The sequence below is a fragment of the Pseudonocardia sp. NPDC046786 genome, assembly GCF_040645415.1.
Taxonomy (GTDB): domain Bacteria; phylum Actinomycetota; class Actinomycetes; order Mycobacteriales; family Pseudonocardiaceae; genus Pseudonocardia; species Pseudonocardia kongjuensis.
Map to the genome: position 1 here is coordinate 130,688 of NZ_JBEYYF010000014.1, position 13,307 is coordinate 143,994.

The following is a 13,307-nucleotide window of genomic DNA, read 5'->3' on the forward strand; positions in this document are numbered from 1 at the left end:
TCACCTTGATCCCCGACAGGCTCGTTGCAGCGCTGACGCCAAACATGTGTTTGTCCACCTGCCGCTCCGCGGACCGCCCGAAAGGACCCGACCGATGAAGTTCGGCTTCTTCACCATGCCGGAGCACCCGCCGATCGAGAACTGGACACTGTCCTACGACCGCGACATCGCGGCGATCGTGGAGGCCGAGCGGCTCGGGTTCGACGAGTTCTGGATCGGCGAACACCACACCGGTGGCTTCGAGAACGTCCCGGTGCCGGAGTTCATGATCGCGAAGGCGAGTGCGTTGACGCACCGGATCCGGCTCGGGACCGGCGTCATCAACCTGCCCTACCAGGACCCGTTCATGGTGGCCGAGCGGATGGCGTTCCTCGATCACCTGACGCACGGCCGGCTCGAGTACGGGTTCGGCGGCGGCGGGCTGCCCACCGACAAGGCGCTGTTCGGGCTGGAGCCGGCCGAGGCCGCCCCCCGGACCAACGAGGCGCTGGAGATCATCTGGCAGCTGCTGACCTCCGACGACCCGGTCAGCTACGAGGGCCTCTACTGGAAGTACGAGAACCGCCAGCTCCAGGTCGGCCCCTACCAGGACGTCCCGCCGTTCGCGATCGCCGGGCTCACCGGGGTGCACAACTACGCCAAGTGCGGCGAGCGCGGCTGGAAGCCACTGTCGGTGCACTTCGCCCCGATCGACAACGGCACCTACCCGCACGCCCCCGACCTGCGCGCGATGGGCACGGCCATGCTGGAGGCCGGCGCCCGGTCCGGCATCGACCCGGCCGTCACCCGGGACAACTGGCGGATCGTCCGCGAGGTCTACGTGACCGACGACCGTGACCAGGCGCTGCGCGACATCCGGGAGGGCGTCGAGCGGTCCTACGACTACCTGTTCGGGCTCGGCCTCGGCGGCCTCATGCTGATCGGCGAGGAGATGTCCGACGCCGATCTCACGCTGGACTGGATGGTCGACAACATCCCGTGGATCATCGGGAGCCCGGAGGACTGCACCCGCCAGCTCAAGGAGCTGGAGGAGGAGGTCGGCGGCTTCGGCACGCTGCTGATCAACTGCCGGGACTGGGTGACCACCGACAAGTGGAACCGCTCGCTGGAGCTGTTCGCCCGCTACGTCGTCCCGCAGTTCACCCGGCGGGAGCGGCTCGACCGCAGGCAGCGGATGGCGAACGTCGCCCTCGGCATCGCCTGATGGCCGATGCCGACGGGCGGGACTGGCCCCGGTACTGGGACGCGGAGCGGGAGACCCGCGATCCCGCGGAACGCGACGGGCTGATCCTGGAACGGGTGCAGGCCCAGCTCGGCTACGTCTACCACGGCCTGCCGTTCTACCGCAGGCACTACGACGCGCACGGCTTCCATCCCGACCAGGTCCGCTCGCTCGCCGACTTCACCGCGAAGGTCCCGGTGATCACCAAGGCGATGCTGGTGGCCGACCAGGCCGAGCACCCGCCGTTCGGCAGCTACACACCGGAGCGGCCGACCGGCGGGATCGCCCGGATCCATGGCTCGTCCGGCACCTCCGGGACGCCGACGATGTACGCGGTCTCCCGCGGCGACTGGGACCGGGCCGGCGAGGTGCACGCGATGGCGCAGTGGTGCGCCGGGGTGCGCCCGGACGACGTCGTGCAGGTCGGCTTCCCGTTCGGGCTGTTCTTCGGCGGCTGGGGCGTCGTGCAGGGCGCCGAGCGGATCGGGGCGACCCTGTTCCCGATCGGGATCACCGACTCCGTCCGGCACCTGGAGCTGATCGAACGGCTCGGGTCCACCGTGTTCTCGGCGACCCCGTCGTACGCGGTGCACCTGCTCTCGGTCGCCGAGAAGCACGGCTTCGACCTGCGCGCCAACACCGTCGCGCACCTGCTGGTCGGCGGCGAGCCGGGCGGTTCGCTGCCGGGCACCCGCCGGGTGATCGAGGACGGCTGGGGTGCGGTCGTCGCGGACGCCGGATCGACGTCGGAGATGTACCCGTTCCAGACCAACGTCGGCTGCGAGGCGGGCACCGGGACGCACCTGTTCACCGACGAGGTGTTCACCGAGATCGTCGACGCCGACGACCCGAATGCGGCCGTCCCGGCGGGCACCCGGGGCGCCGTCGTCTACACCCACCTGTGGCGGGACTCCCAGCCGATGATCCGGTTCGCCCCGGGCGACGAGTCCTACCTCGCCGACGACCCGTGCCCCTGCGGCCGCACCTACCCGCGGCTGCCGGAGGGCGTGCTCGGCCGGCTGGACGACATGCTGGTGATCCGCGGCGCCAACATCTACCCGAGCGCCGTCGACACCGCGGTGCGCTCGGTGCCCGGCCTCGGCCCGGAGTTCCGGATCCGGGTGACCCGGCCGGGCGCGCTGGACGAGATGACCGTCGAGGCCGAGGGCGACCCGGCGCTGAAGCCCGAGCTGGAGGCCGCCCTGAGCAGGGTGCTCGGCATCCGGGTGCCCGCGGTGCTGCTCGCACACGGCACACTGCCGGAGACCACGTTCAAGGCCCGCCGGGTGGTCGACGAACGCTGACCAGCGCCGACCCGGCCCCGGGATCCCCGGCGACAGCCCGGGGGTGGTGTGCGCGCCGCCCCCGGGTGGTCACCGGTCCGCTCGCTCACCGCCCGTCGAACGCGCCGTGCTCGCGCAGGACCTCCAGCACCTCGGGCAGCCCGGCGAACGACTCGCGCACGTCCGCCGGCTCGACGACGCGGTGCGCGTTGCGGTCGATGTGGTCCCGTACGGCGGCGTCGAACCGGTCCGCACCGACGCGGCGGCGGCCCTCCAGCAGCGCCGCGGCACCCTGGTCGTACACGCCGGTGACGTACCCGGAGAACCCGCCGCCGCGCCGGTCCCACGCCGTCATCGGGTCGCCGATCCGGCCGTCCGCGGCGGGGGAGTACCGCTCCGGCCGGTAGTACCCGGCCTGGTCGGCGACCACGGCCTGGGCCCAGGTGGCGAACGACTCGTCCAGCCACGGGTCGCGGCCCTGGTCGTTGCCGACGAGCGCGTAGAACCACATGTGCGCCAGCTCGTGCGCGGTGAGCGCGGATCGGGTGTCGTCGTCGACGTCACCGAACTGCAGGTGGGTGGGGAACTCGACGCCGTCGCTCTGGGTGGGCACGATCGTCAGCCACAGGTCCGGGTAGGGGTGCGGGCCGAGCAGCGCCTCCAGCCGGGGGAGGTACTCGGCGACGGCGGCGGTCCAGTCGGCGGCGGTGCCGCGCAGCCCGCCCGTGGTGTCCGTGACCCCGGGCCCGCCGGGGGTGGGGAGCGCGATGCGGACCCGGGTGGTCCCGACGGTGGACTCGGTGACCGTGTAGTCGCCCGCCGCGATCGCGACGTCGCGGATCGCGTCCGCGGTGAACGTGTGGGTGCTGCGGCCGGGGCCCGCCGCGGTCCGGCCGGCCGGGGTGCCGACCCCGACGACCTGCTGGTCGTCGCCGACCGTGACGGCCAGCGACGCGAGCCGGAAGTCCTCCGACACCACCGTCTCACCGGCCAGCGCCACGGCGTCCCCGCGGACCCAGCCGCGGCCGCGCACGTGGTCGAGCAGCGGCAGCGGGGAGCCCAGCCAGGCGGTTCCGGCGGCAGGCGACCGGCCGATCCGCTGCCCGGAGTCCGCACCCAGGGTGATCCGGAAGCCGAGCTCGGCGGTGACCGGGGTGCCCGCGTCGACACAGGCCGGCAGCGGCAGCTCGACCAGGGTGCCCGGCGCGCCCTCGGGGGCGCCGGCCCGCTCGGTCACCGGGGTGACCGGGATGCCGTCGACGGCGGCCCGGGTGATCTCGGACGACGTGCCGTCGGCGACGGTGGGCGGCCGGTTCGCCCACAGCCGGAACACCAGCTCGCAGGTCCGGTCGTCCGGGGTGAACCGGACGGTCTGGGTACCGGTCGCCGAGCCGAGATCGGGGGCCAGGTCCAGGGCGGCGTCGACGACCGGCCGGTCCGGGTCCGGCGCGGCCCGCCCGGCACCCCTCCCCGCGGCAGCGCACCCGCCGAGCACCGCCGGGACCACGGCGAGCATGACGAACGCGCGGTACCACCGGCCGCTCGGGTCGATCATGCGACGAGGCTAGCCCCGGTGCCGGCCCGCGGCGGCCGGCGTGCCGGTGCGCCTCGCCGAGCACACCCGGTCGCGCACCGCGTGCGCCGGGGCGGACACCAGCGTCTCCAGCGGGCCGCGCCCGACCGCCCGCCGCCAGGCCTGCCCGGCCGCCAGCGCGACGCCGACCTGCCACAGGTAGCCCTCCAGCGGGCCGAACGTGTCCAGCGGCGAGTTCATGAACAGGATGGACGCGACGTAGAACGTCAGCGTCATCGAGCCGGCCGCGGCGAGCGGGCGCAGCAGGTGCCCCAGCACCGTCGACCCGCCGCGGGTGCCGATCCCGGCCAGGAGCAGCATCGCGCCGAGCACGGCGAGCGCCGATCCGCTGGTCTGCACGACGTCGAGCGGGGTGCCCGAGTGCGGCGCCACCGTCGCGAGCCACCACCAGGTGGTGGTCGGGGTGACCCCGTCCGGGTAGCCGGTGACCGCGTCGGCGATCGTCGGTGCCGAGTCGAGCAGCTCCGGCGGGCCCGCCGCGGCGATCGCGGCGTAGCCGCCGCCCGGCCCGAGCAGCCAGATCGACGCGGCGGTCGCGGCCAGTGCGGCGGTGGTCCCGCCGACCAGCAGCCCGGCCGCGGTCCGCGCCGAGGACAGCCGCAGCCGCCCGACCACGATCCCCACCGCCAGGTAGGCGAGCCACACGACGCCCGGGTAGGCGCCGGTGACGGTCAGCTCGGACAGCAGGCCCAGCGGATCGGTGACCAGGCCGGTGAGCGAGGGATTGCCGAGGTCGGGCACCGGCAGGGCCGGGCGGACCAGGTGCGAGAGCACCGGGACGCCCAGGCAGAGCGCCGCCGCCAGCGGCGCCAGCACCGTCGTCGGGAGCGCCACGAGCGGGATCGCGAGCAGGAAGGCGATCGCGTAGTACGGCAGGATCAGCGCCGCGATCGTCGGATCGGTCCAGCTCAGCGCCAGCCCGATCAGCATCAGCATGCCGGCCCTGGTGGCGAGCATCGCGGCGGCCGACCACAGGTCCGGTCCGGGCCGGACCCGGGCCCGGCCGGTCAGGAGCGCCAACGACACCCCGGCGAGCACGGCGAACAGCGCGGCCGAGCGGCCGCCGAAGATCAGGTAGCTGGCGGTGGCGACGCCGTCGTCGGCGGTCTCGACGAGCGCGTGCACGGCGATGATCCCGAGGAGCGCGACGCCGCGGGCGGCGTCCACGCCGATCAGCCGGGACCGCTGCGCGGGACGGCGGGGTTCGGCGGTGGCGGCCGGCGGGCCGGACGTGCCGGTGGGTGGGGGAGCCGGCGGCGGTGCAGTGGGCGGGGCTGTGACCGGGCCCGCCGGGGGTGCCGTGCGGGACCGGGGGCGCGGGACCGGGTGTCGTGGTTCGGGCGTCCCGTGGGCCGGGCGCCGCGGACCGCGGGGCGCGGGCACCCGGGCGGGCGGGGGCATCCGGCCGGGCGCGGTGCGCACGGTCGGCCCGTCGATGCGGGGCGCGGGCACCCGCGGTCCCGGCGGTGGGGTCGGTCGGGTCATGCCATCACCTCGTCGATCAGCTGGTGGCCGAGGTCGCGGGCGTCGGCCCGGGGGAGCCCGGCGTCGTCGAACCAGTCCGGTCCGGCCTCGGGATGCGGGCCGACCACGCCGACCCGCCCGGCGCCGAACGGCAGCACGGCCGCGGCGATCTCGCCGTTCGGGTAGCGGGCCAGCACGCCGCCCGCGGCGCCGGGATCGAGCAGGAACCGCGGCCCGTCCTGGAAGAACAGGGTGCGCTCCCGGCCGCGCCAGTCGATCCGGACCAGCGCGTCGCCGTCGTGCTCGACGGTGGCGGCGCGGGTGCCGATCCAGCGGTCCGTGTCGCCGGGCAGCAGCCCGAAGCCGGGGGTCGCCCCGGCGAGATAGCCGCCGAGGCAGAAGCCCAGGTAGCGGCCGCCGCCGGCGACCAGGTCCCGGACCGGGCCGCGGATCCGGCGGACCACCGGCCAGGCCGCGTCCAGGCCGCCGCCGCCCGGTTCCGCGTAGAGCGCCGCCGCGGCGAGCGTCCCCGCGGACAGGTCCAGCTCCTCGCCGCGCCCGGCGAACCGCACGTCGAACCCGTGCCGGGAGGACGCGAGCAGGGCCGCCACCGACTCCGCGCAGCCGGGCACCGCGTCCGGGCCCCGCCGGACCAGGGCGAGCGGTGCGCCGGGCCGCGCGCGACGGCCCGGCCGCCGGAACGGGCGGGGCAGCCTCACCGGTCGGGCCTGCGGTGCCGCGCGCCGCCGGGCCGGGGCGCCGGCACCCGGTACGTCGGCGGCCCGGACGGGCGCGGCGCCGAACGCGCCGCCTGCACCGAGCGCATCCGCACGGTCCGCCCCGGATCGACGGCCGGGCCGACCCGGGTGAGGACCGTCGTCCGCTGCGCGTCCACCGCGGCGGTCCGCACGGTCGGCTCCGCCTGCGCGACCGGGGTCGGGGCCGGGGCCGGGACGGGCGGCGCCGCGTCGGAGACCGGCTGGGCGGTGATCCCGCGCCAGCGGGTGCCGGGCGGCAGGTGCTCGCCCTTCATCACCAGCGACAGCGGCTCCAACCGCATCCCGGCGCCGACCACCGCGTCGTACAGCACGATCGCCCGGTCGCCGACGGTCGCACCGGCCCCGACGGTCACCGTGGACATCTTCATCACCCGGTCCTCGAACAGGTGCGTCTGCAACGACACGTCCCGCCCGACGACGGCGTCGTCACCGATGTCGACCAGGTCGAACTCGGTCAGGTAGGTGGTCGACACGCAGGTCCGCCTGCCGATCCGGGCACCCATCAGGCGCAGCAGCGGCGGCAGCATCGGCGAACCGGAGAGCATCGTCAGCAGACCCGGCACGGCCGCGGCCTCGTACAGCCCGGTGACGAACTCGGAGCGGCGCACGAACCGGCTCCACAGCGGCTCGGTGCGTACCCGGTACGCGCCGACGACCAGCCATTTCACCGCCGCGACCAGCAGCACCAGCAGCAGCGCGGTGCCGAGCGCGAGTGCCGGCGCGGCGAGCACCACGACCCAGGACGGCGCCGTGCGGGCGACGTCGGAGAGCCACTGGAGGAACAGGTAGATCGACACCGAGATCGCCGATGCGGGCAGCGTGGCGCGCAGGAACTCGATGCCCAGCCGCTCGGCGACCCGGCCGCGGGACGGCCGGAACGTCATCGACTCCGGATGGTCGCCGGAGTCCTGCCGCACCGGTAGGTGCATCGCGGGTGAACCGAGCCAGGTGCTGTCCTGCGGGACACCGGAGGGCGGCGGCACCGTCGCCACCCCGATCAGCGACTCGTCACCGAGTGTCGAACCGGCCGGTACGACGGCGGCGTTCCCGACGAACGCCCGCCGGCCGACCAGTGTCGGGCGGCGCACCATCCAGCCGTTGTGGAAGGTCGCGCTGCCCACGCTCGCCATGTCGGCGACGAAGCTGCCCTGCGAGATCGTGAGCATCTCCGGGTCGATGTGCGACGCCGTCGACACCTCGGCGCCGCGGCCCACCTTCGCGCCGAGCAGCCGCAGCCAGCCGACCGTGTACAGCGTCGAGTACAGCGCGTTGGTGTAGGTCAGGCTCATCTCGAGCAGCTTGTCGCCGAACCACTTCCGCAGGCCCAGCGCGGACCGGGCCGGGAACACCCCGGGCCCGGTGCGCGGGGCGACCACCCGGCGGCCGACCGCGACCAGCGCGCAGACGGTCAGCACGAACACCGGACCCACCGCCACCGCGACGGCGAGCGCCGGTCCGTTGCCGAACAGCAGCAGCGAGGTCCACACCAGCAGCACCGCCGGGACCAGCGAGGCCAGCGCGACCAGCTCCAGAGCCAGCACGCCGGCTACGGCGGCGGCCAGCTGCGGCCGGGTCCAGGACGGCGCCGGCCCGCGTTCGGTCAGCTCGGCCACCGCGGCGTCGGCGGCGTCGGGCACGCAGGGCGAACCGGCCCAGTGCTCCCCGCGCGGCACCACCTGGTCCGCGGCGACCGCGGACTGCTCGCCGAGCACCGCGTCGGCGCCGATCACCGCCCCCGGTTCGACGACGGCGCTGGCGCCCACGTGCGCGCCCTCGCCGACCGCGATCGGCGCGACCGTGACCCATCCGTCGCCGAGCGTCCACGGCCGCAGCGCGGCCCCGTAGCCGATGGTGGCGCCGTCGCCGACCTGCAGCATCCGCGGCAGCGCCAGCACCGACGTGCCGAGGTGGGTGTCCCGGCCGATCCGGGCGCCGAGCATCCGCAGGTAGGGTGCGGCCAGCGGGCCACCGGAGAGCACCGGCAGCGGCGACATCGCCAGCAGCTGGTCGGCCGCCCACAGCCGCAGGTGCACCGCGCCCCACATCGGGTACCGGCCCGGCGCCACCCGCGCGGTCAGCGCGCGTACCGCCAGCGGCGCGAGCACCCAGCGTTGCAGCAGGAACACCGCGGTCGCGCCGACGGCGAGCTGGGCCAGCACGTCCGGCGCGACCCGGCCGCCGTGCCAGGCGTAGACGGCCGCCGCGGGCAGCGTCATCACCAGCAGCAGCACGAACAGTGCCGCGGCCTGGACGGTCCCGGCGCGCGAGTAGCGGCCGCGCGAGTGGCGCAGCGGCTGCGGCCGCGGCGGGGGCGGCGGGGCCGCGTCCGCCGCGGGGCCGGCCGCCGGATCGAGCGCCCCGGCCAGCCCGCGGACCGTGGGATGGTCGTAGAGGTCGCGCACCGCGGCGGTCCGCCCGACGGCGCGTTCCCGCAGCAGGGTCACCACGCGGGCGGCGAGCAGCGAGTGCCCGCCCAGCTCGTCGAAGAAGTCGGCGGTCACCGACACCTGGCCGGGTTCCAGCGACAGCACCTCGGCGAGCACGTCGCGAACCCGGGTCTCCAGCCCGGCCGCCGGCCCCACCACCGGGCCTGCGGACAGCACGATCCGCGGCCCGGACGGCGGCGGCAGCTCCGGGCGGTCGACCTTGCCGCTGGGCATCATCGGCAGCCGGTCGATGACCTCCAGGTAGCCGGGGACCATGTACTCGGGCAGCCGGGTGCGCAGCAGCTCGTGCAACGCGGCCCGGTCCGGGTGCGCCGGCCCGGCGGGCACCACGTAGACGGTCAGCTCCTCGCCGGTGCCGTCGGCCGGCGTGCTGAGCGCGGCGACCGCGCTCTCCACGCCCGGGTGCTCCAGCGCGACGCTCTCGATCTCGCCGAGGTCCACCCGGTGCCCGCGGATCTTCACCTCGTCGTCGGCCCGGCCCAGGTAGACGATCTCGCCGCGCTCGTCGATCCGGCCGAGGTCACCGGTCCGGTAGAGCCGGCCGTCGCCGTTGGGTGGTGCGGCGCGGTGCCGGACGAACCGGTCGGCCGTCTTCTCCGGGAGGTTCACGTAGCCGACGGCGACGCCGGGCCCGCCGATGCAGATCTCGCCGACCTCGCCGCGGGGCACATCGCGCAGTGCGTCGTCCAGGATCACCACCGAGTAGGTGGGCACCGGGACACCGATCGTCACCGGCCGGCCGGGGAGCAGCTCGCCCCAGGTCGCGGTCACGGTGGCCTCGGTCGGGCCGTAGGTGTTCAGCATCCGGCGCCCGGGCCGGGCCCAGCGCTCGACCAGCCCGGCCGGGCACGCCTCGCCGCCGACCAGCAGGGTGCGCAGCGCGGGCAGCTCGACCGGGATGGTCGCGAGCAGGGTGGGGACGCAGCACAGCACCGTCACGCCGGTGCCGGCCAGGAACTCGCCGAGCTCGGCGCCGATCCGCCGGGAGTCGGTGGGCCCGACGACGAGCGTCGCCCCGGCCGCGAAGGTCGGCCAGATCTCCTCGATCGAGAAGTCGAACGAGATCGTCATGCCCTGGTAGACGCGGTCGCGCGGGCGGACGTCGTAGATCCGGGTGATCACGTGCACGAAGTTGCAGATGCTCGGGTGCGCGACGGCGACGCCCTTGGGTCGCCCGCTGGAGCCCGAGGTGTAGATGATGTAGGCGAGCGGATCGGCGCCGGGCGGGACCGGTTCGACCGGGTGCCGGGGGAGCCGGGCCACCTCGGCGGTGCACAGGTCGAGCTGCACCAGCCGCTCCCGGTCCAGCTCGGCGGCCAGGTCCGAGGTGGTGACCAGCAGGTCCAGGCCGGCGTCGGACCGGATGTAGCCGACCCGGTCCGGTGGCGCGGCCGGATCGATCGGGACGAACGCGGCGCCGGTCTTCAGCACGGCCAGCAGCACGGCGTAGGTGCGCCAGGAGCGGTGCAGCAGGATCCCGATCCGGCCGCCCGGCCCGGCCCCGTGCCCGCGCAGGTAGCGGGCCAGCTGGGCGGCCCGGGCGTCGAGCTCGGCGTAGCTGAGCTCCAGCGCGCCGTCCTGCAGCGCGACCGCGTCCGGTGTGCGGGCCACGGTGGCCTCGAAGAACCGGTGCAGCCGGTCCGGATGCCGCTGCGGCCCCGGACCGGTGTGCGGGCCGGTGCGCGGGATGGCGCGGCCCGCGCGGGGCGGGGACATCGTCACGTGCCGTCAACTCCCTCGGACGACGGCGCGCCGGACCGGGCGCGGAGCAGGGGAGGTCGGGGAGCCGCTCGGCCGGGACGCCGTGGTGCACCGGGTATGTCGACGACGGAGGGCAACGATGTTACGGCGACATTGCGCCGACAGGGTGACGCTGTTCGGCTGCGCGCAGTCGGATCCGGGTTCACTGCCGCTGTCGGTGGCCTGCGCTGGGCCGTCCGGGGGAACGGCGGCCGGTTGTCCCGGGATCCGGCTCGGGCCGGCTCAGGTGCCGGCGGGTGCCGGGGAGAGCGTGCGGGTGAGGAAGTCCACCTGGGCGGCCACCGAGCGTTCGAACGGGGCACCGGTGTAGATGTCGAAGTGCCCGCACGGCAGCTCCAGCACCTCGGCGCCCGCCCCCGCCCTGGCCGCCGCCCGCCGGGCCGCCGCGGGCGGCGCGATGGAGTCCCGGGCGGCCACCACGACCAGCATCGGCGCGCGCAGCCGCGGGGCGGCCGTCACCGGGCGGTTGACCGGGATGCGCAGCGCCGCGCGGGCCCGCACGGTGTTGCGGAACGACGGCCCGGTGATCGACGAGTAGCCGGCCTCGGCATCCGGCGCGGTGATCGCGGCGGCCGAGCCGGGCGGGCCGTACACCCCGATCCGGTGCGGCGGGCGGCGCAGCAGTGCCCCGGCGAGATCGCGCAGCCCGTGCCCGGTGAGCGCGAGCAGCCCGCCGGGACCGGCGTGGCGCGCGACCGCCCACAGTGCGCCGAGGCCGTCCATCGCCGCGCCCTGTGAGATCACCGCGGCGACCCGGCCGTCCCGGGCGGCGACCGGGACGACGTGCCCGCCGGAGTACGAGCTGCCCCACAGCACGATCCGTTCCCGGTCCACCCCGGGCAGCGTCCGGGCGTGCGCGATCGCCGCGTGGTAGTCGGCCCGGTGCCGCAGGTGGTGCACGTCGTGGGCGAGCGCGGGGTCGGTGGTGCCGTCGCTGGTGCCGAAGCCGCGGTAGTCGAAGAGCAGCACGTCGCAGCCGGCCGCGGCGAACCGCTGCGCGAACGGCAGCAGCCCGGAGTCCCGCGTGGCGCCGAAGCCGTGCGCCATCACCACGCACGGCCGCCCCCGATGCCCGGCCAGCGCGTCCGACGCCGCGGTCAGGTGCCAGGCCGCGCACCGGCTGCCGGCGCTGCTGAACGACGTCTCGACGGGGGTGACGGTCATCGGTGCTCCCTGGCTGGTGGTCCTGCCCGGTGGTCACCGGCACGGCCGCGCCGATCATGGTGGCGCAGCGCGCCCGGCCTGTCACGCCGAGGCGTCGCCCGGGGAGGATCAGCTGCCGGTCGGGCCGAACTGCTCGATCCGGATCGCCGCGGCGGGCAGGCCGGCCTCGGCGAGCAGCGCCGCCGCGGCATCGGCGAACGCGGGGCTCCCGCACACGAACGCGGTCTCCCCGCCGCGGACCAGCGGCGCGACGTCGTCGAGCCGCAACCGCCCCGCGGGGCGCGTCGAGCCCTCCGGCACGACCTTGGTGAACACCGGATGCACCTCCGGGCCGTGCAGCTCGTCGCCGTAGTAGAGGCCGCGCGGGGTGCGCACCGACAGCACCATCCGCACCAGGTCCGGCCGGCCCAGCGCCCGGGCGTGCCGCAGCATCGCGACCAGCGGCACCTGCCCGGAGCCGCCGCCGACGAGCAGCGCCGGCCCGGAGCCGTCCCAGGCGAACCAGCCGCCGACCGGCCCGCGCACCTCCAGCACGTCACCGGGCACGACGACGTCGTGCAGGAACTCCGACACCTCGCCGTCGTCGAGCCGTTCCACGGTCAGCTCGATCTCCGCGCGGCCGTCCGGCGCCGAGGCCACCGAGTAGGAGCGCTGCGCGGTGTAGCCGTCCTCGGCGGTCAGCCGCACCACGTAGTACTGGCCGGGCAGGTGGGTGGCCGGCTCGGCCAGCGCGAGCCGGAAGGTGCGCACCTTCGGCGCCTCGTCGTGGACGTCGAGCACGGTCGCGAGCTGCCAGCGCAGGGTCCGGCGGGAGGTCGTCTCCATCAGTCCCCTCCGAACCGCTGCTCGGCCCACGGGTCGCCGCGGTCGTGGTACCCGTTGCGCTCCCAGAATCCCGGCTCGTCCTCGGCGAGCAGCCGCAGCCCGGCCACCCACTTCGCGCTCTTCCAGAAGTAGAGGTGCGGCACCAGCAGCCGGGCCGGGCCGCCGTGCTCCCGGGTGAGCGGGGCCGGCGCCGCCGGCGCGGTGCCCGCGGCGAAGGCGAGCCAGGCGCGGCCGCCGGTGATGTCGGCCAGCGGCAGGTTCGTGGTGTACCCGGTGTGCGAGTGCGCCACCACGTAGCGGGCCCCCGGCAGCGGGCCGGCCGCCTCCAGCAGCGTGTCGATCGGGATCCCCTCCCAGGTCATCCCGAACTTCGTCCAGGTGGTGACGCAGTGGATGTCGCCGTCCCAGCGTTCGCGAGGCAGCGCCCGGATCTCGTCCCAGGTCCACTCGGCCGGGCGCTCGACGAGGCCGTCGATGCGGAACGTCCAGCGGGCGGTGTCCAGGTTCGGCGCGGGCTCGGCGGTCAGCACCGGCCACTGGTCACCGACGTCGTACTGGCCGGGAGGCAGTCGCGGGTCCCGCTTGCGCCTGCCGACGAAGCCTCGGGTCACGGGTGGCATGGACGGCACAATGCCGCACCGGCCCGGTGTGTTCCAGGCCGTCGGGTGCGTCACAGGCCGTGCGCGTCGCACCACAGCCGATGCCCCCGGCCGGGTGCCGTCACTAGACTCCGTTGCACTTCGGCGGCGTCATCACGGCGGCGCCGGG

At 75.5% G+C, this 13,307-nt stretch carries 9 protein-coding genes; 2 read left to right on the plus strand and 7 right to left on the minus strand.

Going from position 1 to position 13,307, the window contains the following annotated elements:
- The first annotated feature begins 94 nt into the window (after positions 1-94).
- Both ABZ881_RS18795 and ABZ881_RS18800 read left to right on the plus strand, forming a co-directional pair.
- Entirely contained in the window at positions 95-1,204 is a 1,110-nt protein-coding gene (locus ABZ881_RS18795; protein ID WP_358486161.1) for an LLM class flavin-dependent oxidoreductase, read from the plus strand.
- A complete protein-coding gene (locus ABZ881_RS18800; RefSeq protein WP_358486163.1) occupies positions 1,204-2,526 on the plus strand; it encodes a phenylacetate--CoA ligase family protein in 1,323 nt (440 codons plus the stop codon). Before ABZ881_RS18795 ends, ABZ881_RS18800 begins: the two co-directional genes overlap by 1 nt.
- Positions 2,527-2,611: 85 nt before the next feature.
- Here the strand turns inward: ABZ881_RS18800 and ABZ881_RS18805 are convergent, their stop codons facing one another.
- The 7 genes from ABZ881_RS18805 to ABZ881_RS18835 all read right to left on the minus strand — a co-directional run bounded on the left by ABZ881_RS18805 (position 2,612) and on the right by ABZ881_RS18835 (position 13,159).
- A complete protein-coding gene (locus tag ABZ881_RS18805; protein ID WP_358486166.1) occupies positions 2,612-4,060 on the minus strand; it encodes a M1 family aminopeptidase in 1,449 nt (482 codons plus the stop codon).
- A 9-nt stretch (positions 4,061-4,069) separates the two neighbouring features.
- Positions 4,070-5,266 (minus strand): heparan-alpha-glucosaminide N-acetyltransferase domain-containing protein, encoded by a 1,197-nt coding sequence (locus ABZ881_RS18810; RefSeq protein WP_358486168.1) that lies wholly within the window; start codon positions 5,264-5,266, stop codon positions 4,070-4,072.
- A gap of 314 nt (positions 5,267-5,580) precedes the next feature.
- On the minus strand, positions 5,581-6,282 hold the full coding sequence (locus ABZ881_RS18815) for a hypothetical protein (protein WP_358486169.1): 702 nt from the start codon (positions 6,280-6,282) through the stop codon (positions 5,581-5,583).
- On the minus strand, positions 6,279-10,505 hold the full coding sequence (locus tag ABZ881_RS18820) for a Pls/PosA family non-ribosomal peptide synthetase (protein WP_358486221.1): 4,227 nt from the start codon (positions 10,503-10,505) through the stop codon (positions 6,279-6,281). Before ABZ881_RS18820 ends, ABZ881_RS18815 begins: the two co-directional genes overlap by 4 nt.
- Positions 10,506-10,772: 267 nt before the next feature.
- Positions 10,773-11,714: an alpha/beta fold hydrolase gene (locus tag ABZ881_RS18825; RefSeq protein ID WP_358486170.1), complete on the minus strand. Its 942-nt coding sequence runs from the start codon at positions 11,712-11,714 to the stop codon at positions 10,773-10,775.
- A 108-nt stretch (positions 11,715-11,822) separates the two neighbouring features.
- Entirely contained in the window at positions 11,823-12,539 is a 717-nt protein-coding gene (locus ABZ881_RS18830; RefSeq protein ID WP_358486172.1) for an FAD-binding oxidoreductase, read from the minus strand.
- Positions 12,539-13,159: a sulfite oxidase-like oxidoreductase gene (locus tag ABZ881_RS18835; protein WP_358486174.1), complete on the minus strand. Its 621-nt coding sequence runs from the start codon at positions 13,157-13,159 to the stop codon at positions 12,539-12,541. The genes ABZ881_RS18830 and ABZ881_RS18835 overlap by 1 nt, the downstream gene beginning before the upstream one ends.
- Between the last annotated feature and the right edge of the window lie 148 nt (positions 13,160-13,307).

Bases quoted from the DNA above. Each gene is read 5' to 3' on its own strand.
- ABZ881_RS18805 (WP_358486166.1), bottom strand. From the start codon at position 4,060: ATGATCGACCCGAGCGGCCGGTGGTACCGCGCGTTCGTCATGCTCGCC.
- ABZ881_RS18830 (WP_358486172.1), bottom strand. From the start codon at position 12,539: ATGGAGACGACCTCCCGCCGGACCCTGCGCTGGCAGCTCGCGACCGTG.
- ABZ881_RS18835 (WP_358486174.1), bottom strand. From the start codon at position 13,159: ATGCCACCCGTGACCCGAGGCTTCGTCGGCAGGCGCAAGCGGGACCCG.
- ABZ881_RS18800 (WP_358486163.1), top strand. From the start codon at position 1,204: ATGGCCGATGCCGACGGGCGGGACTGGCCCCGGTACTGGGACGCGGAG.
- ABZ881_RS18820 (WP_358486221.1), bottom strand. From the start codon at position 10,505: ATGTCCCCGCCCCGCGCGGGCCGCGCCATCCCGCGCACCGGCCCGCAC.
- ABZ881_RS18825 (WP_358486170.1), bottom strand. From the start codon at position 11,714: ATGACCGTCACCCCCGTCGAGACGTCGTTCAGCAGCGCCGGCAGCCGG.
- ABZ881_RS18795 (WP_358486161.1), top strand. From the start codon at position 95: ATGAAGTTCGGCTTCTTCACCATGCCGGAGCACCCGCCGATCGAGAAC.